Consider the following 21,013-nt stretch of genomic DNA (forward strand, 5'->3'; position numbering starts at 1 on the left):
TGCGTTGACGGTTTGAGTCTAAGGACCGCCTGCTTCAAAATCGTGTTCGCCCGCCGCAGCTCGCGGTTCTCCTCCTCCAGCTGGGCCAGGCGGGCGTCGCGATCAGCCGAGACCGACGAGGCGTCCTGGCCCTCGGCCTGGGCTTTGCGGACCCAGGTCCGTAGTGCTTCGCGGTGCACGCCGAGCTGCTCGGCGACACGCACGATCGCACCATGCGAGCGGTCGGGGTCGGACAGTGCTTCCAGCGCCATCCGCGTCGCGCGTTCACGAAGCTCATCCGGGTACTTGCGAGGTGCTCCCATATTCCCAATGATCCCTTCCCGGGTAATCGATCTCTCCATCAAACCCGGGGCGATGCAGTGACCTGTACTTCGACGAGGCGGCCTGAGGCCCGTGGTTCTCTGGGGACTTTCCCTTTTCAACGGCGCGGTCGTGGTCTCGGCCAGGTCGCCCACTTCCGTGCTCACCACCGGGCGCGCGTGACTGAACGCCAGGTGGACGACCCGTTCTGACTGGCCCGCAGGTAAGGGGTCACCACCACCCGCGCGACGCAGACGAGACCGGGCACCTCTGCGAACTGGTGTCGAACTCGCCGCTCGGGTGCTGGCTGCTGCAAGCGCGTACGGTCGAGCTCATGACGGCCCTGGTCTTCCTCCCCGGCCTGCACGGCGATGCGCAGACGTGGTCCCCGGTCATTGGCGCCCTGCCTGACGGGTCGAGTGCCACGGCGCTCGATCTGCCGGCCGTGGCAGACCTCGACGCGCTCGTCGACGAGGTGGCCGAGCGGGTCGCGCCCGGCAGCGTGGTGGTCGGGCATTCCCTCGGCGGAGTGGTGGCCATGCACCTGGCCGATCGGCACCCGGCGCTACTGGCCGGGCTCGTGCTGGTCACCGCGCCGGTCGGGGCCGAGGACCCGGAGTCCGCGGCAGCGCGGGCCGACCGTGCGGCGGGCCTGAGCCAGGAGAAGTACGAGGAGATCGCCCTCGATGGCATGGAGGCCGTCTACTACGGGGACCGCGGCCACGACCCGCAGGTCCGCGCCGAGCGACTGCGGGCCGCGCGGGTGTACGGGCCCGAGCGGTTCGCCGCGCACTCGGTGGCCATCGGATCCCGACCCGACCGCTGGGACTTCCCCGCGAAGGCGCCATGCCCGGTGCTGATCGTCGGCGCCTCGGATGACCAGGTGGTGCCCACCGACGAACAACGGACGTGGGCCGAGAAGAACACGGCGCCGCACGTGACCTACGTGGAGATCGCGGAGACCGGACACATGCTGCCCGTGGAGGCGCCGACCCAGCTGGCCGGCGTGCTCAGCGACTGGCTCGGCTCCCTCGAGGGCTGACCCCGCCAGACCCGCGGCCGCGGGGGGTTGCGGGTCGGTCGGGGGGAGGGTGAGCTCGTCGTCGTCGCCCCGTCCCGGTGGGGGGGCGGCGGTACAGGGGCGGCACCTGCGGCAGGAGCTCCGGACACAGAGAGCGCACCGCCTCGGCGTAGAGACGCCTGTGGTGCTCCACCTGCTCCTCACTCGACAGGCCGTGCGCGTCCAGCCGCATCGCGACCCACGTCTTGCGGACCCCCATATAGAAGCCGCCGAACCCGTCATAGCTCGGATCCCGGATGTCCTCGCACGCCCGCTCGCCGTACGCATACGCCTCGTCGATCGTGAAGGTCCACGGCGTCAGGTCTGCTGCCGCCTTCATCGCCACGGCCTGATCTGCCGGGGGAGAGGGGGACGGCGACGCCTGCGCGTCCTCGCCGCCCATCCGGGCCAGGCCAGCGACGGCGCCGAGCTGGGACGCGTGGTCGGCGACGGGCCCGGCGTCCTCCAAGGCTGACGCGGCCGGACCCGCGGCCGTGTGAGGTGGCGGGTCCGGCCGGGGGAGGTTGGGCTCGTCATCGTCGACCCGACGGATGACAGCGGATCGGTGTTGACATTGATCTGGAAACCGTCCATTTGCCGTCTGGTCAGTGCATGATCGGTGGGATGCTCCGCCCGCTCGGGCACTGACGAAGGGCCCGCACATGAGTGCACCTACCCGCCGTAACGTCCGGCACGCGTCGAGGTGGAGGATGGCCGCGGCCATATTGTCGACGCTCGTCCTGGTGGCCGGGTGCGGGGGCGAAGCGACGAACCCCGAGCCGACCGGCGCGGATACGACGAGTTCGAGTTCGTCGACGCGGTCCACCACGAGCAAGGCCACCACGACCGCGACCGTCGAACGGACGCCGGAGACGGGGGCCTCCGCGACCGAAGCGCCGGCCGCGGCCAATCCCGCGGCAGCTGGGCCGACACTCGTCGAGTGCATCTACGGCGGGGGAGCATGGACGGAAAGCGGCTGGTTCAGTGACGGTTCGCATGGGTACCACCCCCAGTGCGCAGCTCTGCGCAGTGAGCAGCTCGCCAAATACCCGTACCAGTGTCCGCAGACAGATCAACAGGTGGCCGACCTGTCGGATTGTGCCAATTCGAGCAGCGTCACTGTTCGGCCCGAGACCCAGACTCCGTCCGAGGTTGAGGCACCCGGGGTGACGGCTGAGCCCGTCGAGCCCCCGGTCGAGCCGACTTCCGAGCCGGAGTCCGGGGAAGCGTCGGAAGCAGACCCGTGCGAAGCCGGTGATGCTTCCGACGCGTGCCAGGAGTAGCCGTTCTCGGCCGTGGGCATTCAGGACGGCGGGCTCGGTGGGTGGCGCCCTCGCTGTCGCCGTCGTCCCTCTTCGATGGGTGTTCATAACCGGTGGGTGTGGCCAGCCTAGAACGTCCCCCCAATTCATAGCGGCCCGAACTCTCCGCAGACTCCTGTCTAGGACTCTTGGACCGCGTGACATGCTCTTGGGATGGCTCGTCAGCGTCAGCGGCGCCAACTTTGTGGGCCGCCTTGGCCGAGATTGAATTGCGACTTCGTCCCAAGAGAACTTACGGGGTCAGCGTGCATGGCTCCGAAAACCCCTTAGATAGGACCAAAGATGGGCAGCGAAGCGGCGCAGGTCGAGAAAAAAACAATTCGGGTGATCCGCGGAGCGGAAGCCAGGGCTATTGCAAAGTGGGAAGCAGAAGGGTGGGAGTACGCGGGTCAAGACCGGGGCGCCGTCCGGACGGAACTCACGTTCACCCGCCCGAAGCCGAAGCTTCAACGACGGGCACTGGCTGCTCTGGTGGGCGTCGGTGTGCTGGCGGCATCCGCGATCGCCGTCGGGGTGATCTTCGAAGAGTCTGAGACCCCAAACGCCCCAGGTTCCGCGTCGACTTCCGACGAGGCTGAGGTTTCAGTCGGTCCGGGGTCTGGGGCAGGTCCCGAAGAGCGCCGCACGGACGGCTCAGCGCCGCAGACAAAAGCCGTCTCCGCATCCGATCCGTCTTCTAGGCACTTCAAATTCGGGCAAACGGCGAGATACGACTCGAGGTCTGGGCCTGGCAGCACCCCACTGGAGATAACGGTGAACGGGCCCGTTAAGTTCGAGCCAGGTCCCGACGCTGACCTTTACTTCCTGGAGTACGGCCATGGGGCACCTGAGTTCGGTGCCGTCAATATCTACTTCGATGTTTCGATCAAGAACCTCTCGAGCGATAAGGCTTACAAGGCAGACTTTGTCGCGTCAGAGGTTTATCAGGGCGACAGCGCGGAGCGCTTCCCGCACCTCCGGGACGACGGGATCGACGGAACCAGCAGTAGTGAGATAGCGCCGGGGGGAGAGCTGACGTTCAAGGAGGGCTTCAGTGTGGGTTACGTCGACACCATCCGGTTCGAAATGCGCATAGATGGTCTGGCCGGCACAACCCTCTCGTGGGATCATCGGGGGCCGGCGCCCAGCCGTCCCTGATTAGGCGTGCTCTGATATCTCGTATGGACGACTCGGGCACGGGCAGAGGTCGCCATCGCCCCCCTTCCGACTGGTTCCCCGGAATGGAACATCCCCGTGAAGGCGTCGTGCCCGGCGCTGATCGTGGGCGCCTCGGATAACCAGGTGGTGCCTACCGACGAACAACGGACGTGGACCGAGGCGGATTCGGTGCCGCGCGTGAACTACGGAGAGACAGCAGAGACCGGTCACATTCTGCCCGTGGAGGCGCCGGGCCAGCTGGCCAGCGCGATCAGCGACTGGCTCAGGTCTCTCGAGGACTGACCCCGACCGACCCGCGGCCGTGAGCGGCTGCGGGTCGGTCGGGGGAGGTGGCGCTCGTCGTCGTCGCCTCTTCCTGATGCTCACCCGTCAGAGCGCGGGTGCGATCGGCTCCTCGCGGGACGGAGCGGTGCTGGTGCGCGTGGGGCTCGGGGTGGCGGTTGCGTCGATCCGATCGGACGGGTCTGCGGCGCGGTGCGGGGCGGGATTACTGGCTCTTCGCATCTAAGTGTGGGGTCAGGTCCGTAGCCCGCCGGCGATGAGGAGCATCCGCAGGCGGTAGTTGTCGCGGTTGCGGTAGCCGCGGGCCAGGCGCCGGTGGAGTTCGATGAGGCCGTTGATCGCTTCGGTTCCACCATTGTTGGATCGGTCAGTGGTCCAGTAGGCGAGGAAGGAGTCCTTCCACTTGCGAAGAGTGCGGCCGAGGCGGGCGATCTCTGGGATCGGGCAGGACGGCAAGGTCGCGAGTATCTTCTCCGCAGCGCTGCGCCCGGCTGGCAGGTCTTTATGGTGGTAGGCCTGTCGGAGTTCGTGGGCGATCTGCCAGGCGAGGAACAGTTCCTCGTGCCGGGGGTCGGCGGCCAATGCGTCATTGAACCGTCGCCACTGCCGCTCGGTCAGCCGTGCCGGGTCGCAGCGGATGATGGTGCGGATCCCGTAGAGCGGGTCGCCCTTGCGTCCGCGGTGCCCGCAGATCTGCTGCTGCAACCTACGGCGGACCTCGTCCACGGCACCGAGAGCGAGCTTGACGACATGGAAAGCGTCGAGCACCGCGGTGGCGTCCTCGAGTTCGTCATCGATGGCCCGCTTGTAGCCGTGGAACGGATCCAAGGCGGCGATCTCGACACCGCTGGTGAAGCCCTCACCGCGTCCGGTGAGCCAGTCGGCCAGCACTGCCCCGGAGCGGCCTGGCACGAGATCCAGCAGTCTGGCCTGCACCTTTCCGTCCCGATCGCGGGTGAGGTCGACCATCCCGGTCAGTTCTTTCGGCCCGCGTTTGCGGCGGGAGACGTGGTGCCAGATGTGTTCATCGACTCCGAGGGTGAGGACGCCGTCGAAGCGGTCCGGATCATCGGCGAGCGACTGCAGCACGGCCTTGACCGGCGTCCACACGGTGTGCCACGCGGTGCCGAGCTGGCGGGCCAGTCCGTTGACGGTGGCGTGCTCTCGTCGCAGCTGCTGTACCGCCCACTCCACTACGCGGGTCGTGGTGGCGTGCCGCGGCGAGGCCAGGCCGGGAAGATGTTCGACGAAGGTGCAGCGTTCGCACGCCGCTCCCGGGCACAGGAAGCGGCGCTTGCGCCAGATGATCGTGACGGGGCGACCGAACGAGGGGATGTCGACCAGACGCACTACCTGCCGGCCATGGCCTACTCCGACGGCGCCGCAGTCGGGGCACCCGACAGGCCCAGGCTCGGACTCGACGGTCACCTCCAGGTGCTCGTCGACCATGCGCGCATCAAGGACGTACACGTCATCGAGACCGACGAGAACATCGCAGCGGGAACAACGAGACGAAGGTGCGGCGCCAGCGGCAGGCCGGCAGCACCCGATAGGCTCAGACATGGGTCGAGGCCCCTTCGGGATTGGGTGTAGAGGTACTTCCAATCCTTCAGGGCCTCGACCCTCTTGCTCCCTACTGCTTCACCGGCGTGTCGCCCTCACCCACACTCAGATGCGAAGAGCCCGCAAAGTCGTCGAGGGGATCATCTACCGCTACCGAGCAGGTATTCCCTGGCGGGACCTACCCCGCGAGGAGTTCGGTGCGTGGCAGACCGTGTGGAAGCGTCACGCCCGCTACGCCCGGGACGGGACCTGGGATCGCATCCTGCACGTGATCCTGGCCGATGCCGACGCAGCCGGAAAGATCGACTGGAACGTCTCGGTCGACGCCACCATCTGCCGCGCTCATCAGCACGGCACAAATACAACGCGCCCTGAGCAGGACACAGGGGGCAGGGTCGAATCACAAGAACCGGCCCTTCCGGGACTGTGAACCCGCAGGTCAYGGCATCGGTCGCTCGCGAGGAGGGCTGACCACCAAGATTCACAGTGCYGTCGAYGGCCGCGGCCGACCGCTGGCGAACGTGATCACCGGTGGGCAACGAAACGRCGGCGCGATGCTGGCCGAAGTCYTGGCCGACATCCACGTCCCACGCCACGGCAAGGGCCGACCCCGCACCCGCCCCGACGCGGTGATCGCAGACAAGGCCTACTCGTCYGGCACGATCCGCCGCCAGCTCCGCAGTCGCGGTATCGCCGCTGTCATCCCGGAGAAAAGCGACACCATCGCCGCTCGCGAACGCCGCGGCAGCCGCGGTGGCCGACCCCCGAAACTCGACACTGGCCTCTACAAAGACCGAAACGTCGTTGAACGTTCCTTCGCTCTGGCCAAGCAATGGCGAGCGCTGGCCACCCGCTACGACAAACTCGCGATCACCTACCGCGCCGCCGTCACCCTCTGTGCAATTCTCACCTGGCTACGCCAATTGGGAGACACGCCCTAGCTGTGCGCGCGCCTCAGGTTGGTGGCAGGCGGCTGCACTGCAGTGGTTTTGGAGTACGCGAACTCCTGCGGGCGCCCCCCCCGAGTGTCGTCCAAGTATGTCTGGGCCCTGACGGTCTTCCGCACGGGCGGTCAGGACATTCTGCTCAGCCTCGTCGGCAGTCCTATTGGGCATGACGAGCGAGCGGCACGACCGGCCACGCGGCCTTGCATTGCCTTCGGCCAGGTACTGACCGGCGCGGGTGCGCACGCACTTGCGCGACACGTCCATCGCAGCGGCGAAATGAATCTTGCGCGAACCGTCTTCGAAACGCAGGACGATCAGGCGGCGAACAAACGGGTCGGAACTTTCGGCCACAGGTTCCCTTTTATTTCAGATCCGCGGCCCTGAGAACACGGCGCAGAGCCGCACGGCGGCGAAGTCGGTGTTGATGTCGTCGACGATCACCCTGCGCCCGCAGACCGTCGTCCCGCGTGCGGCGGAGCCTTCGACGGTTGGGCTCCCGCCGTGACTAGTGGCGCTACGGGCTTCGCTTGCGTGCCCGGTTCGTGCCAAACCTACGCGCAAGACACGGCGCAAAATTCCGGTTCGAGAGCCCTCGGCGTGGGAAAGTTCTCGTATACCCAGAGCACCCCCGAACCCGGTGAACCATGGCCTAATGATGGGCGGCTACTTAAGAGAACTAGTGTCGTGCGTGTGAAGTAGTTTTACAGTTGGGTTTGTGAAATCATGGGGCATGGCGAATCGACCTGCCCCGGCATTGATGTTGCGTCCCGGCGATCGCGAGAAGCTTGAGAGAATGACGCGCTCGCAGTCGATGTCGGCAGGCATGGTGCAGCGAGCTCGCATCGTGCTGCTGGCTTCGGAGGGCCGGCGTAATGCGGAGATCGCCGAGTTGGCCGGGGCGTCGCGGCCGAAGGTGAACCTCTGGCGGTCCAGGTACGAGGACAAGGGCATCGGGGGCCTGGCTGATGAGAAGCGTTCTGGTCGGCCGCGCACGATCGATCACGCGGAGATCGTGACGGCGACCTTGATGCCGCCGCCGAAGTCTCTGGGCGTGACCCACTGGTCGTCGCGGCTGCTGGCGTCCCGGTTGAAGGTCTCGGCCTCGACGGTGGTCACGGCGTGGCGTGCCTACGGGATCAAGCCGTGGCGCTCGGAGTCGTTCCGGTTCTCCACCGATCCTGAGCTGGTCGGCAAAGTCACCGACATCTGCGGCCTGTACCTGGCGCCGCCGGAGAACGCGATCGTGTTGTGCGTGGATGAGAAGTCCCAGATCCAGGCACTGGATCGTACTCAGCCGATCTTGCCGATGCAGCCCGGCCTGATCGAGCGGCGCAGCCACGACTACGTCCGGCACGGCACCAGCACCCTGTTCGCGGCGCTGGACATCGCCACCGGTCAGGTCACCGCCGCACTCAAACCGCGTCACCGGAACCAGGAGTTCCTGGCGTTTTTGAAGCAGATCGAGCGGGCGTACCGTCATGTCGTCGATGCCGACGGTCAGCCAGTTGAGCTGCCCCTGGTGATGGACAACTTCCCCGCCCACAAGCACGCAAACGTCAAGGCCTGGCTGGCCGAAAATCCCCGGTTCAAGGTCCACTTCACACCCACCCACGCGTCGTGGATGAACCTGGTCGAGGTGTGGTTCGGCATCGTCGAACGCCAGGCCATCCGCCGTGGGATCTTTACATCCGTCAAGGACCTCAACGCGAAGATCCGCGCCTTCATCGACGGCTGGAACCACCGATCCCACCCCTTCGTCTGGACGAAAACCGCCGACGAAGTCCTCAAGAAAGCCAACCGTAAGAAGACTTCAAATGCGGACCACTAGCCGAAGATTCGAATTCCTTGGCGAACCACAATCGGAGAGAGTTGAGTGGACGCCGCGGGTCGGAAACTGTCAACTCCAGAGAGGTGCGTTCCGAAAATCTACTCAAGAATTCGCCAGACTCGCGGCACTTGGCCGCAGTAGGCTGCCCGCTAAAGAGGACCGCCACCCCCATTCGAGGGCGGTATGGTCGTCCGCCTTCAGGTCCTGTGGGGTCAGCATTGGGACCGAAGGAGTCGACAAGACCCCTTGGTCAGGCCCGGGAGATCAGAGTTTCGCCGCCGAAAATGAGCTTCGACTGGACGAGCGCCGTCAGTCAACTGGCGGCGCGAGCAAAAGGAGGACGCGGTCTGTAGGTGCCCCTCCGGCGAGGAATCCGGCGAGTTTTCCCGCCGCCTTTGCCTGCTACCACCACTTATGAGTTGAAGCCCGGGGGGCAATCAACAATGACTCAGAGTTTGAGGTCGGTGTCAAGGTGGCTTCTGCCCCCCCGCTGCAACGACAGATTTTGGAGCAGACCCAAGAGCATTCGACAGTGGCATATTCTTGGCCCACACTATGAAGGTTGCGCAGGCGCCCAACGTCGAGCAAATTTGGAGAGCGGCTCCCGACGTCAAGCAATGTGAAGCTAGGCTCATCCTGCTGAACGAAGGTGTGGAGGCTTGCCTCAACAAAGTACCGTCAACACGCGACCCTGTTCTCCTCAATCGAACTAGGTCGCGTCTGAGACCGTCCCTAGGAAAGGACCCTGGAGTGGATTTGCGGGATCTGATGTCCGTGCTCCGAGCCCGCTGGACCATCATCGTGGCGACCACGCTCGTCGGGGGAGTTCTGGCGCTGGGTGCAAGCCTACTTGCCGCTCCCACCTACCAGACGAAGTTGCAGTTCTATGCCACTGTTGCGGGAGGGGACTCAGCCAGCGCCGCGTACCAGGGGACCTTGGGCGCCCAACAACGGGTGCAGTCGTACGCAGCGCTGGCTACAAGTACAAACATCACTCAGGAAGTCGTCGACGCCTCTGGGGTTGACCTATCCGCTAGTGAAGTGGCGAGCAAAACAACCGCCTCAGCAGACGGCCAGACCGTACTACTCAACGTTGCTGTGTCGGATTCGGATCCCGAGCGAGCGCTGAGAGTAGCGAGGGGATTCGGCCAGGTTCTTCCTGCCGCTGTTAACGAACTCGAAACCCCTGACGGTGGCGGCCCAGCACTGGCGAAGCTAACAGTGGTCAATCCGCCCGCGCTTCCAACCTCGCCTGTTTCGCCACGGACCGAGCAGAACATTGCAATTGGACTTGTAGTAGGCCTACTTGCTGGGATCGGGTTGGTTCTCCTCACCGCTACTTTGGATCGACGAGTCAAATCTGAGGAGCAACTGGAGGCGATCACTGGAAAGCCCGTCGTTGGTTCGATTCCGTACCGTAAAGCCGAAGACAAGGAACCGGGCGCAGAGCACATTGTTCCCTTCCGGGCAGGACATTCCCCGGCGGCAGAATCCTTCCGGCGTCTTCGCACCAACTTGCAGTTCCTAAATGTGGACAACCCTCCGCGGGTGTTGGTTTTAACTTCCTCTGTAGCGGCGGAGGGAAAGACCGAGACGGCGATTAACCTTACACTCGCGCTCGCCGAAGCCGGCAACAAAGTGCTTCTTATTGAAGCGGACCTTCGACGGCCACTAGTGGTCTCTTACATGTCGATGCCGGATAACGTCGGTTTGACCAATGTCCTTTCCGGCCAGGCCCAATTCGCGGATGTGGTGCAGGAGACACGTCACGATGGTGTCGATCTGTTGGCGTGTGGGCCTCTACCTCCGAATCCTTCTGAACTCCTCGCCTCCGAAGTAGCGCGGCAACTTATCGAGGATTTGCGCCGCAAGTACGATTACGTAATCATCGACTCGCCGCCGTTGCTCCCCGTCACGGACGGTGCGCTTCTCGCCCGGCTCACTGACGGCGCCCTGCTTGTCGTCCGCACGCACAGGACTACCGGTGATCAAGTCGCCCAGGCTGTGGGTAACTTGGAGAAGGCAGATGCGACCCTGCTCGGCTTCGTGTCGGTAGCAAACAAGCCAGTTAAAAAAGGTGCCGCCGGATACTACGACTCCTACTACTATTCGCCTAAGAAGCCCTCGGACGCGGGCGGGGCATAGGTTGCTGGGGTCGATGCAGAACATGCATAACCTCAGAGAGGGCCGAGGATGATACGCAGCGCTCGAGTCGAGGACCAGAGAGTTCCACTTCGGAAATCTTGGTCTGGGGCGTCACAATGGATCGTAGTCGATGCGGTCCTATGGGCCGTGATGCTGGTCGTCGCATTGTGGATGCGGTTCGACTTCTCAGTTGACCAACTTGGACTTTCCCTCGGAACGGCGCGCTTATATGCCGTACTCTTCGCTCTAATAGTGCTTACATGGGGTCTGGGTTGGTTCACCGGGTTATACCGAGGCCGGTATGTGCCCGGTAGCGTTCTCGAGTCTAGCGTGGTGACGTTTGTCTTCGCTGCGGCTACGATGATCGTTTTCCTCGGGCACATAATTGGGGGCAGCTACGAACGAGTTCCACGCTCGACCCCTTTTGTTGCCGGCGCCTTCACGATTCTCTCAGCGTTGGTCCTCCGATCGCTAGTTCGGAGGAAGAGGCTGTTCGGCGCGGGCGTGGCAAAAGACGCCGAGCGGGCTCTGGTGTTCGGCGCCGGCGATGGTGGACTTCAGCTTGTCAGGCAGCTTCGCCGTTCTGAAGGCTCCCAGTTTAACCCGGTCGGGATTTTGGATGACGATCCCGGTAAGCGCCAGATGGTGATCGAAGGGGTAAAGGTCTTTGGTGGGAGGGAAAGACTTGAGGAACTAGCAAAGAGTACTGGGGCCTCCACTTTGCTGATTGCCGTCCCGAGTTTGCCCGGTGACCAACTGGTAGCGATTCGCGACCGTGCCGAGGAAGCGGGCCTCCGAGTTCTGGTATTGCCACCACTCGACAACATGATGCGCGGAAGGATTGCGGCTGACGAACTGCGAGAAATCAACGTAAACGACCTCCTAGGTCGGAAACCGGCTAGTCTCAACCAAACCCAGATAGCCGATTACCTTCGCGGCAAACGAATTATGGTGACCGGCGCGGGAGGATCCATCGGGTCAGAGTTATGCCGACAAATTAGCCGTTTCCGGCCTGCCGAGCTCATGATGCTCGATCGAGACGAATCGGGATTGCATGCGGTGCAGCTTTCCATCCACGACCAGGCAATGTTAGATGGCGACGACACGATACTCGCCTCGATTCGCGATCGCGCCTCGATGTTGGAAATTTTTGCTGAACGAAAGCCCGAGTTGGTTTTCCACGCAGCAGCGCTTAAACATATGCCGCTGCTTGAGCACTACCCACTAGAAGCGCTCAAAACCAATGTACTCGGCACTCTCAATCTTCTCGAGGCAGCGTCGATGAGCGGCGTAGAGACCTTTGTGAACATCTCGACCGACAAGGCCGCCAACCCGAGCTCAGCACTGGGCACGAGCAAGCGAATTGCAGAGAGGCTGACTGCGGGGAGCGCTGCTGAGAACAAAAACGCGAAGTTCGTTTCTGTCCGTTTCGGGAATGTACTTGGTTCACGCGGTTCTGTGCTAACAGTCTTTGAAAAGCAAATCAAAGATGGCGGCCCCGTCACAGTGACAGATCCCGAAGTCAATCGCTTCTTTATGACTATTCCGGAGGCATGCCAGTTAGTCCTCCAAGCGGCCGTGGTCGGGTCCAGCGGCGATACCCTTGTCTTAGACATGGGCGAACCAGTGAAGATCGCAGATGTGGCCCGGACGTTAATCGAACAGTCCGGAAAAAAAATAGAAATAGTCTATACCGGTCTTCGGGACAATGAGAAGCTGTCCGAAGAATTATTTGACGATACAGAGGAGCCGTTAGTCAGTACTAGACACAAGTCACTATCAGAGGTCCGCGTTCCTCCCCTACAGATCGATCGGAACGCGATCGACGCGATCGCGGAGCACGAAAGCGCGAAGAATTGGCTCGGCCGGCATGCATATCTGCCTAATGCATCCATTTTTACTGAGAGCGAGAAGAAGTGCCTTTGAACATCACGGTTGTCGGACTCGGTAAGATCGGTCTGCCGTTAGCTGTGCAGTTCGCCAGGTCTGGCCACATGGTAATCGGAACCGATATAGACGAAACGGTAGTCGACCTCGTAAACGCTGGTAAAGAGCCTTTCCCTGGTGAGGCGCATCTAGCCGACTATCTGCCCAGGGTTGTATCTGAAGGGCTACTGCTCGCACAGACGGACACAGCTGATGCCGTTTCCAAAAGCGAAGTAGTCGTGGTTGTCGTGCCGCTATTCGTCGATAAGCAGGCGCGACCCGACTTTCGATGGATGGACGCCGCAACCAGCGACGTTGCTCGCGGGCTCCGGCGTGAACAAGCTACTCTTGTTATATATGAGACCACCCTCCCAGTCGGCACAACCCGCAATCGCTGGAAGCCGAGGCTTGAGCAAGAATCGGGCTTGACGGAGGGCAGAGACTTCCACCTGGTCTTTTCGCCCGAGCGGGTGCTGACCGGCCGGGTGTTCGAGGATTTGCGCAGATATCCCAAGCTGCTTGGCGGACTATCACGGGAGGGTGCGCAACGCGCTCAGGGGTTTTACGAGCAGGTTCTTCAGTTCGAAGATCGTCGCGACCTCGAACGACGAAACGGGGTGTGGGATTTAGGCTCGGCCGAAGCCGCCGAGATGGCCAAGCTAGCGGAAACAACCTATCGTGACGTTAACATTGCATTGGCTAATCAATTCGGCGTTTTTGCGGCCAATAATGGTATCGATGTGTACCAGGTTATCGAGGCGAGTAATTCACAGCCGTTTAGTCACATTCATCGGCCGGGTATTGCGGTAGGCGGGCATTGTATACCTATATATCCCAGGCTCTATCTGTGGAATGATCCGGACGCAACAATCGTACGAGCCGCACGCGAGATGAACGAGAAAATGCCGAAGTATTCCGTCGGACTCGCTGTCGCGGCCGCGGGCGGGTCGCTAGAGGGTCGTCGCGCGGTGGTCCTCGGGGCGGCTTACCGGGGAGGTGTTAAGGAGACGGCATTCTCGGGCGTTTTTGCTACCGTCGACGCTCTCAGCGAGGCCGGCGCAAAGGTCTCTGTTCATGATCCTCTGTATACGGACGACGAGCTTCGCGCTTTCGGCTGGGATCCGCACACCCTCGGGGAGCCCGTGGATGTAGCCATGCTTCAGGCCGACCACGACTCGTATCGAGAGTTGGATACCGCTGACCTGCCAGGAGTGTCGGTGATCGTCGACGGACGACGTATTCTGAATCCCACAAACTTCGGTGGAGCTTCTTTCCTCGTGGTGGGAAGCGCGTCTGAAGGAGTTGATGACTGATGTCAGTAAGAGTCATTGAATCTGCAGACGTCGCAGAGACCGCAGTTATCGGCGACGGGTCGTCAGTGTGGCACCTTGCGCAAATTCGTGAAGACGCGCAAGTCGGCAGGAACTGCATTGTGGGACGCGGCGCCTATGTAGGAAAGGGCGTCAGGCTGGGCGATAACTGCAAACTTCAAAATTTCGCCCTTGTCTACGAACCTGCCTTGCTCGAAGAAGGAGTGTTCGTTGGCCCAGCTGCGGTGTTCACTAATGATCATTATCCGCGCGCAATCTCGCCAGACGGATCGCTCAAGCGAGGAGAGGACTGGGAGGCAGTAGGGGTCATCTGTCGCACAGGGGCCTCTATCGGGGCTCGCGCAGTCTGCATCGCGCCAGTGACCGTCGGACGGTGGTCGATGGTCGCGGCAGGCTCAGTTGTAACAAAAGACGTCCCGGATTTTGCCCTTGTCGCAGGGGTGCCCGCTCGGCGTATTCGTTGGGTTGGTCGAGCAGGGTTGCCGCTCGAAAATGCCGGTCAGGGTCTGTGGATCTGTCCGAAGACCGGAGCGCGGTACAAAGAATCCGGTGCTTTACTAACTGAGGAGGACGTGTAATGGTCTTTATCCCGCCGGCTAGGCCTATCATAGGCGATGAAGAGCGCGAAGCGGTCGACCGCGTGTTGCGAAGCGGTCTAATAGCGCAGGGGCCGGAAGTTAGTGCCTTCGAAAGAGAATTCTCGTCCCACTTTAGTCTCGGCCGAGAGTGCGTAGCTGTGAACTCAGGCACGTCTGGCCTCCACTTGGGGTTGCTAGCCTGCGGAATCGGCCCCGGCGATGAGGTAATTGTTCCCTCGTTCACCTTTGCGGCGACCGCCAATTCTGTCGCTCTCACTGGCGCGACACCGGTTTTCGCCGACATTGACCCGGATTCGTTCTGCTTGTCCCCAGAAGCTGCCGAGGCCGCTATCACCGACCGAACGCGTGCAATCATGCCGGTTCACCTCTATGGCCACCCTGCGGACATGCCGGCTATTCTTCAGCTCGCCGAGTCCCGCGGTTTAGAGGTATTCGAAGATGCTGCTCAAGCGCACGGAGCGGCTCTTCATGGGAATCCGGTCGGCGCTTTCGGGCGGTTCGGAATGTTCTCGCTTTACCCGACCAAGAACATGACTTCCGGCGAGGGAGGTATGGTGTCAGCGGCGGACGCTGAAACTGCGCGCCAGCTTCGCCTTCTTCGTAACCAGGGCATGGAGAAGCAATACCACAACGAAATTGTTGGTCTGAACAACCGAATGACAGATATTCACGCTGCCATCGGGCGGGTCCAGCTCTCAAAGGTTGACGGTTGGACGGAGACCCGTCGCTCGAATGCCGCGCAACTTGATGCGCGCCTCGAAGGTGTGACAGTGCCACCGGTGGCGGACGGTGCTCGGCACGTTTATCACCAATACACCGTTCGCGTTCCGGAAGACCGCGACGGTTTCTCTTCGGCCTTGAAGAACGAGTACGGCGTGGGCTCGGGCATGTTCTACCCAGTGCCTAGTCACAGGCTTGAGACGTTCGCTGTAGAGGCCGAACTTCCGGAGACAGACAGAGCGGCTAACGAGTGTTTATCTCTCCCTGTGCACCCCTCCATTGGTGCGTCCGAGCTCGACCGGATCGTTGAGGCTGTCAATTCACTCGCACGGGCAGGTAGCTGAAATGAGCAAACTTAGGGCGGGCCTCGTAGGCCTCGGAATGATGGGGCGACACCACGCTAGGGTGCTCTCGTCCCTGGACGGAGTCGACCTGGTTGCTGTCGCGGACACTGAAGGTGATCGCTTTGGCGCTGTTGGTGGTGTCCCGGTGCTTTCATCGGTGGACACCTTGATTGAACAGGGGATCGACTACTGCGTCGTTGCGGTACCTACCAGGTTTCATCTAGACGTCGTACTTAAACTGGCAGAGGCAGGGGTACACGCGCTCGTTGAAAAACCGTTGGCACACAGCTCAGAAGCGGCGAGCCGACTCGTCGATATCTACGACGCGAACGGACTCATAGGCGGCGTCGGGCATATCGAGCGCTATAACGCTGCCTTACAGGAAGCCAGAGCAAGGATTGAAGCTGGCGATCTTGGCGACATACACCAGGTCGCGACACGCCGCCAGGGACCGTTCCCTGGGCGAATAGCAGATGTAGGCGTCGTCAAAGATCTGGGGACACACGACTTCGATCTTACCGCTTGGGTCACTCAGCAAAGTTACAAGAGCGTGTCCGCGCAAACTGCCTTCAAGTCGGGGAGAGAGCACGAGGATTTGGTGACCGTAGTTGGGCGACTGTCGGAAGGTACTGTCGCGACGCACCAAGTGAATTGGCTGTCGCCTTTCAAGGAAAGAACCACCGTGATAACGGGCGAACGGGGCGCTTTCATCGCGGACACCCTTACCGCGGATTTGACATTTTATGAAAATGGAGAGGTAGCAACAACTTGGGACAACGTATCCCGCTTTCGTGGTGTGAGCGAGGGAAACGTAACCCGGTTTGCTTTCGCTAAGCCAGAACCGCTAGTAGTCGAGCACGAGGTCTTCAGGGATAGTCTCCTTGGTAAGACTAGTTCGATTGTCACGTTTCAACAAGGTGCACAGACCCTGGCCGTGGCGGAAGCTTGCATCGAATCATCTGTGCGAGAGGAGACGGTTACCGTTCCAGTGATTCCTGCCGGCCAGAGTTAAGCCCGCGAAGGTACTGTCGAAGCACTGGGCCAGCGTGCAAGGTCAGTAACAAGTGCGACGTTCGCTAGCGTTACGGAGTTAAGCCGAAAGTGGGCTATCGGAAGGAAGTACGTTGAAAACTGTCCTTGTGGTTTCGTTGGAATCAGTTGCGCCGGGGACCGCCGCGTCTCAGCACATTACAGGGACGGAGAAGCGAATCAGCGCAATCGCTCAAGAGCGGTTTGTGCCGAGGAGGGTCAGTTCGAACAAAGGGGCTTTCTTACGGAGGCTGGCGACTGTTACTCGCGGGGTTGTACTGGAACGCTGCGACATTGCCTTCATAAGATTCCATCCCCTATTGGCTTTTCACGTGGGCTGGTTGAAATTGAAGGGTGTGCCAACCGTAATCTCACTGCAAGGTATTCCTGACTCGATCTACGCTAAGAGTGTTAGGCGAGAGAAGCTTAAGCCGCTGATTGATTTGCTAATCAAGTTGGAGGCATACTGGGCAAACGTCGTCATCGTCCCGCACGTCGGAGTGGGCGTTACGTCCCATGAAACCCACGGGATTACCGCTAATTTTGTCGTGCCTAACGGATTCTCCGCTGTCGGCGAGGGGGATTCGAACGGCGAAGGGCAAGGAGGCCAACTGGATGGTGCGGCCTGCCAGGAAAGTGACTCGAAATATGTCTTGTTCGTCGGTAATTTTGCCAGTTGGCAAGGAATTCCAGTTATGATTGAGGCGGCCCAGGATCCCCGCTGGCCCAAAGGTGTTCGGCTGATATTTGTTGGTGACGGAGCGCTTTCGGAAGCCGTTAGGCAAGCCGCGGCTACTAACGCCCACATAGAATATGTAGGAAAAACCGGCCCGTCCGGAGTTAAAGAATACATGTCTCGGGCAGCCATTACTTTGTCTATCCAGGACCGAGTAGACGCCACGAAGAACGGGGTTACGCCTTTCAAAGTTATGGAGAGTATAAGCTACGGCACTCCGGTCATCGTCTCTGCGCTCCCGGGCCAGTCGGAGATCATCTCTCAGACAGGCGCGGGGCTGGTAATTGAACCAGGGGATCCGAAAGCGTTGGCGTTAGCTGTGAAGAGCTTGATGACGGACGAAACTCAGAGGCTGGAAGAAATGACAGCCGCTGCGAATCAAGCGAAGGATTGGTTCGCATGGGAACGCGGATCATGTGTGTTGTACGAGGCCTTCGCGGCTGCCGAGAAGAAGGCTCACCGAGTCGGCACCTTCAATCGACCGTAGCTTACGGTAACTGGTTGTACGCGATTCTTGGGGAGGGCGAACGGTGGTGGGTGAGTGCACATTCGTTCGTCTATGTAGATGACCGTGTTCATTCTGGAAAGGACTACCCGTGGGCCTCCTGCTCGCCTTCGTAATCGCCCTAGTCCTGGCGGTGACAATAATCATCGCAATTACCGCAATGCCGACTTGGTTCAAGGTCGTTTTGGCGTCGTCCGCGGTGGTTAGGTTGCTTTACGCATGGCTATCGCTACAGCGGAACGGCGTAACACTCGACGCCGGTTTTTACCATCTGGAGGCTAAAGCGTCGGTAGTCGCCCTGCAGTTCGGAATTGAGCGTCCGGCTGCCTCTGTTTTCTTGGGCAAAGAAGGCTGGCCCATTCTATTGGAACAATTGTACCGCATCGTAGGTCCGCACCCTTTTGCTGGGTTGGCGATTAATGTTGCTGCGGTTACTCTCCTTTCTGTCGTTGTTTATCAGACCTCGTCTCTGTTGCGCTTAACGCAGACCGCCCGTGTTTTGGCTTCTGCTTGTGCGCTCCTTCCGCAGTTTACTCTGTGGAGCAGTTTGTTGTTACGCGAGGCGATTACTTGGCTGGCGATTGCGACGATTACCTACTGCGCTTTACGTCTTACCAATCGCGCCCCGTATCCGTGGGCCGGTGCCACTGGACTGGCCGCGTCAATGGCCGTTTTGTTCAGTTTCCGCGCGAGCGTGGGCGTCGCGTTAGGTGTGTCAATGCTCCTATTTATAGTCCTGTCACGGACGATGACCGTTGGTATAAAAATCGCGGCGGTAGTTGCCGCCTTGTTTGTCGCACCCTTCGTGCTCGGATATTTGGACGAGAGCAAGCTTCTAGATCCAGAGAGGCTCGATATGTCGCGCGCAGAACTATCCGCTGCGACGACTGGTTTCTCGACCGGTGGTGGTGACGGGCTAGGTTCACAGCTGTTGACTTTCCCTGTCAGCCTTTTGCGTGTGCTAGTTGGACCTTTTCCATGGGAGATAATTGGGCTCGGGCCGGTGGCTGCCGGCGAGTGGCTTTTTTGGATAATTTTGCTAGCTCCGGCGTTGGCGGCGATACATAAGCGTCCTCGGGGTGCAGGGGTCCTTGTTTTCGTATCGGCGGCAATAATGATAGCGTTGGCGTTCTCTATTACTAATTACGGCACCCTAGCTCGGCTAAGAATCATGGCTTTGGTTCCTTTGTTACCTCTGATCGGTATCGCATGGGATAATCGCCGAGCAAAGAGGGGTGGCCAGCAGGGAACGCCTTCGGACGGTTTGGCCCGCGTCGTCAATGATCACTAGCTGGTCATCTCCGACGCGGCCAGAGGGCCACGCTGGGAATGCACCGAACTGCTGGGGTCTAATTTTCTGTGTAAGCCCTTGTCGAAGAACTCACAGCTAGTGGTCCGCATTTGAAGTCTTCTTACGGTTGGCTTTCTTGAGGACTTCGTCGGCGGTTTTCGTCCAGACGAAGGGGTGGGATCGGTGGTTCCAGCCGTCGATGAAGGCGCGGATCTTCGCGTTGAGGTCCTTGACGGATGTAAAGATCCCACGGCGGATGGCCTGGCGTTCGACGATGCCGAACCACACCTCGACCAGGTTCATCCACGACGCGTGGGTGGGTGTGAAGTGGACCTTGAACCGGGGATTTTCGGCCAGCCAGGCCTTGACGTTTGCGTGCTTGTGGGCGGCGTAGTTGTCCATCACCAGGTGCAGCTCAACTGGCTGACCGTCGGCATCGACGACATGACGGTACGCCCGCTCGATCTGCTTCAAAAACGCCAGGAACTCCTGGTTCCGGTGACGCGGTTTGAGTGCGGCGGTGACCTGACCGGTGGCGATGTCCAGCGCCGCGAACAGGGTGCTGGTGCCGTGCCGGACGTAGTCGTGGCTGCGCCGCTCGATCAGGCCGGGCTGCATCGGCAAGATCGGCTGAGTACGATCCAGTGCCTGGATCTGGGACTTCTCATCCACGCACAACACGATCGCGTTCTCCGGCGGCGCCAGGTACAGGCCGCAGATGTCGGTGACTTTGCCGACCAGCTCAGGATCGGTGGAGAACCGGAACGACTCCGAGCGCCACGGCTTGATCCCGTAGGCACGCCACGCCGTGACCACCGTCGAGGCCGAGACCTTCAACCGGGACGCCAGCAGCCGCGACGACCAGTGGGTCACGCCCAGAGACTTCGGCGGCGGCATCAAGGTCGCCGTCACGATCTCCGCGTGATCGATCGTGCGCGGCCGACCAGAACGCTTCTCATCAGCCAGGCCCCCGATGCCCTTGTCCTCGTACCTGGACCGCCAGAGGTTCACCTTCGGCCGCGACGCCCCGGCCAACTCGGCGATCTCCGCATTACGCCGGCCCTCCGAAGCCAGCAGCACGATGCGAGCTCGCTGCACCATGCCTGCCGACATCGACTGCGAGCGCGTCATTCTCTCAAGCTTCTCGCGATCGCCGGGACGCAACATCAATGCCKGSGCAGRTCGATTCGCSAWGCCCSATGMYWKCRCWWASCCAACTSTMRWACKACKTCRCAYACGACCGCGWTSTCCCRTWGMYGAKCSRTKCCCKYGGAMTRSCTGAYGRSCWGCACGMATCRSSATTTCSYCMGTTSGACSTTGMTCGARCMGTSRGWCGRMTMCGCAGCCYTGSTGCCTCTSAAGKCKGARSRKCRKSCGWTTCAGCASAWTCKCGGCTCTTCGCATCTAAGTGTGGGGTCAGGTCCGTAGCCCGCCGGCGATGAGGAGCATCCGCAGGCGGTAGTTGTCGCGGTTGCGGTAGCCGCGGGCCAGGCGCCGGTGGAGTTCGATGAGGCCGTTGATCGCTTCGGTTCCACCATTGTTGGATCGGTCAGTGGTCCAGTAGGCGAGGAAGGAGTCCTTCCACTTGCGAAGAGTGCGGCCGAGGCGGGCGATCTCTGGGATCGGGCAGGACGGCAAGGTCGCGAGTATCTTCTCCGCAGCGCTGCGCCCGGCTGGCAGGTCTTTATGGTGGTAGGCCTGTCGGAGTTCGTGGGCGATCTGCCAGGCGAGGAACAGTTCCTCGTGCCGGGGGTCGGCGGCCAATGCGTCATTGAACCGTCGCCACTGCCGCTCGGTCAGCCGTGCCGGGTCGCAGCGGATGATGGTGCGGATCCCGTAGAGCGGGTCGCCCTTGCGTCCGCGGTGCCCGCAGATCTGCTGCTGCAACCTACGGCCTGTCCCTTATACCCCTCTGACTCTCCCGCCC

17 protein-coding genes are annotated in these 21,013 nt (G+C 61.3%); 13 read left to right on the forward strand and 4 right to left on the reverse strand.

Features of this window, described 5'->3' with window-relative positions; translation table 11 throughout:
* Positions 1-634 precede the first annotated feature (634 nt).
* On the forward strand, positions 635-1,342 hold the full coding sequence (locus G6R20_RS17035) for an alpha/beta hydrolase (RefSeq protein WP_163377107.1): 708 nt from the start codon (positions 635-637) through the stop codon (positions 1,340-1,342).
* Here the strand turns inward: G6R20_RS17035 and G6R20_RS17040 are convergent.
* A complete protein-coding gene (locus G6R20_RS17040; RefSeq protein ID WP_163377108.1) occupies positions 1,311-1,829 on the reverse strand; it encodes a hypothetical protein in 519 nt (172 codons plus the stop codon). The genes G6R20_RS17035 and G6R20_RS17040 overlap by 32 nt on opposite strands.
* 1,135 nt (positions 1,830-2,964) lie before the next feature.
* Between G6R20_RS17040 and G6R20_RS17045 the strand changes: the two genes are divergently transcribed.
* Both G6R20_RS17045 and G6R20_RS17050 read left to right on the forward strand, forming a co-directional pair.
* Entirely contained in the window at positions 2,965-3,819 is an 855-nt protein-coding gene (locus tag G6R20_RS17045) for a hypothetical protein (protein ID WP_163377109.1), read from the forward strand.
* Positions 3,820-3,915: 96 nt separating this feature from the next.
* Positions 3,916-4,122 (forward strand): alpha/beta hydrolase, encoded by a 207-nt coding sequence (locus tag G6R20_RS17050; protein ID WP_163377110.1) that lies wholly within the window; start codon positions 3,916-3,918, stop codon positions 4,120-4,122.
* Positions 4,123-4,356: 234 nt separating this feature from the next.
* Here the strand turns inward: G6R20_RS17050 and G6R20_RS17055 are convergent, their stop codons facing one another.
* The gene (locus tag G6R20_RS17055; protein ID WP_205475939.1) at positions 4,357-5,592 is read right to left on the reverse strand and encodes an ISL3 family transposase; all 1,236 of its coding nucleotides are present in this window, start codon (positions 5,590-5,592) and stop codon (positions 4,357-4,359) included.
* A 202-nt stretch (positions 5,593-5,794) separates the two neighbouring features.
* Here G6R20_RS17055 and G6R20_RS18550 point away from each other — a divergent pair, with 202 nt between their 5' ends.
* From G6R20_RS18550 to G6R20_RS17105, 10 genes are all read left to right on the forward strand, one after another.
* Positions 5,795-6,115: a transposase gene (locus G6R20_RS18550; protein ID WP_205475942.1), complete on the forward strand. Its 321-nt coding sequence runs from the start codon at positions 5,795-5,797 to the stop codon at positions 6,113-6,115.
* Entirely contained in the window at positions 6,057-6,626 is a 570-nt protein-coding gene (locus G6R20_RS18555) for an IS5 family transposase (protein WP_240341547.1), read from the forward strand. Before G6R20_RS18550 ends, G6R20_RS18555 begins: the two co-directional genes overlap by 59 nt.
* A gap of 736 nt (positions 6,627-7,362) precedes the next feature.
* Positions 7,363-8,460: an IS630 family transposase gene (locus G6R20_RS17065; RefSeq protein WP_163377122.1), complete on the forward strand. Its 1,098-nt coding sequence runs from the start codon at positions 7,363-7,365 to the stop codon at positions 8,458-8,460.
* 555 nt (positions 8,461-9,015) lie between these two features.
* The gene (locus G6R20_RS17070) at positions 9,016-10,605 is read left to right on the forward strand and encodes a polysaccharide biosynthesis tyrosine autokinase (protein ID WP_275898282.1); all 1,590 of its coding nucleotides are present in this window, start codon (positions 9,016-9,018) and stop codon (positions 10,603-10,605) included.
* A 171-nt stretch (positions 10,606-10,776) separates the two neighbouring features.
* Entirely contained in the window at positions 10,777-12,531 is a 1,755-nt protein-coding gene (locus tag G6R20_RS17075; protein WP_275898283.1) for a nucleoside-diphosphate sugar epimerase/dehydratase, read from the forward strand.
* Positions 12,528-13,844 carry a nucleotide sugar dehydrogenase gene (locus G6R20_RS17080; RefSeq protein WP_163377114.1) on the forward strand — a complete coding sequence of 439 codons (1,317 nt, stop codon included), beginning with the start codon at positions 12,528-12,530 and terminating at the stop codon, positions 13,842-13,844. Before G6R20_RS17075 ends, G6R20_RS17080 begins: the two co-directional genes overlap by 4 nt.
* 595 nt (positions 13,845-14,439) lie before the next feature.
* Positions 14,440-15,525 carry a DegT/DnrJ/EryC1/StrS family aminotransferase gene (locus tag G6R20_RS17090; RefSeq protein ID WP_163377116.1) on the forward strand — a complete coding sequence of 362 codons (1,086 nt, stop codon included), beginning with the start codon at positions 14,440-14,442 and terminating at the stop codon, positions 15,523-15,525.
* 1 nt (position 15,526) lies between these two features.
* Positions 15,527-16,537, forward strand: coding sequence for a Gfo/Idh/MocA family oxidoreductase (locus G6R20_RS17095; protein WP_163377117.1), 1,011 nt, complete (start codon positions 15,527-15,529; stop codon positions 16,535-16,537).
* A gap of 112 nt (positions 16,538-16,649) precedes the next feature.
* Positions 16,650-17,777, forward strand: coding sequence for a glycosyltransferase (locus tag G6R20_RS17100; protein WP_163377118.1), 1,128 nt, complete (start codon positions 16,650-16,652; stop codon positions 17,775-17,777).
* Between the two features lie 109 nt (positions 17,778-17,886).
* Entirely contained in the window at positions 17,887-19,086 is a 1,200-nt protein-coding gene (locus G6R20_RS17105; RefSeq protein WP_163377119.1) for a hypothetical protein, read from the forward strand.
* 96 nt (positions 19,087-19,182) lie between these two features.
* On the opposite strand, the gene G6R20_RS17110 is transcribed toward G6R20_RS17105, so the two are convergent.
* Entirely contained in the window at positions 19,183-20,253 is a 1,071-nt protein-coding gene (locus G6R20_RS17110) for an IS630 family transposase (protein WP_096905146.1), read from the reverse strand.
* Between the two features lie 249 nt (positions 20,254-20,502).
* Positions 20,503-20,973 (reverse strand): transposase, encoded by a 471-nt coding sequence (locus G6R20_RS17115; protein ID WP_228549380.1) that lies wholly within the window; start codon positions 20,971-20,973, stop codon positions 20,503-20,505.
* Positions 20,974-21,013: the final 40 nt, after the last annotated feature.

Source organism: Dietzia sp. Alg238-R159, assembly GCF_900537145.1.
Classification (GTDB): domain Bacteria; phylum Actinomycetota; class Actinomycetes; order Mycobacteriales; family Mycobacteriaceae; genus Dietzia; species Dietzia kunjamensis.

What these genes read in the sequence shown, in the direction of transcription:
- G6R20_RS17035 (WP_163377107.1), top strand. Translation starts at nt 635, where the DNA reads ATGACGGCCCTGGTCTTCCTCCCCGGCCTGCACGGCGATGCGCAGACG.
- G6R20_RS17045 (WP_163377109.1), top strand. Translation starts at nt 2,965, where the DNA reads ATGGGCAGCGAAGCGGCGCAGGTCGAGAAAAAAACAATTCGGGTGATC.
- G6R20_RS18550 (WP_205475942.1), top strand. Translation starts at nt 5,795, where the DNA reads ATGCGAAGAGCCCGCAAAGTCGTCGAGGGGATCATCTACCGCTACCGA.
- G6R20_RS17065 (WP_163377122.1), top strand. Translation starts at nt 7,363, where the DNA reads ATGGCGAATCGACCTGCCCCGGCATTGATGTTGCGTCCCGGCGATCGC.
- G6R20_RS17070 (WP_275898282.1), top strand. Translation starts at nt 9,016, where the DNA reads ATGAAGGTTGCGCAGGCGCCCAACGTCGAGCAAATTTGGAGAGCGGCT.
- G6R20_RS17075 (WP_275898283.1), top strand. Translation starts at nt 10,777, where the DNA reads ATGCGGTTCGACTTCTCAGTTGACCAACTTGGACTTTCCCTCGGAACG.
- G6R20_RS17090 (WP_163377116.1), top strand. Translation starts at nt 14,440, where the DNA reads ATGGTCTTTATCCCGCCGGCTAGGCCTATCATAGGCGATGAAGAGCGC.
- G6R20_RS17095 (WP_163377117.1), top strand. Translation starts at nt 15,527, where the DNA reads ATGAGCAAACTTAGGGCGGGCCTCGTAGGCCTCGGAATGATGGGGCGA.
- G6R20_RS17110 (WP_096905146.1), bottom strand. Translation starts at nt 20,253, where the DNA reads ATGTTGCGTCCCGGCGATCGCGAGAAGCTTGAGAGAATGACGCGCTCG.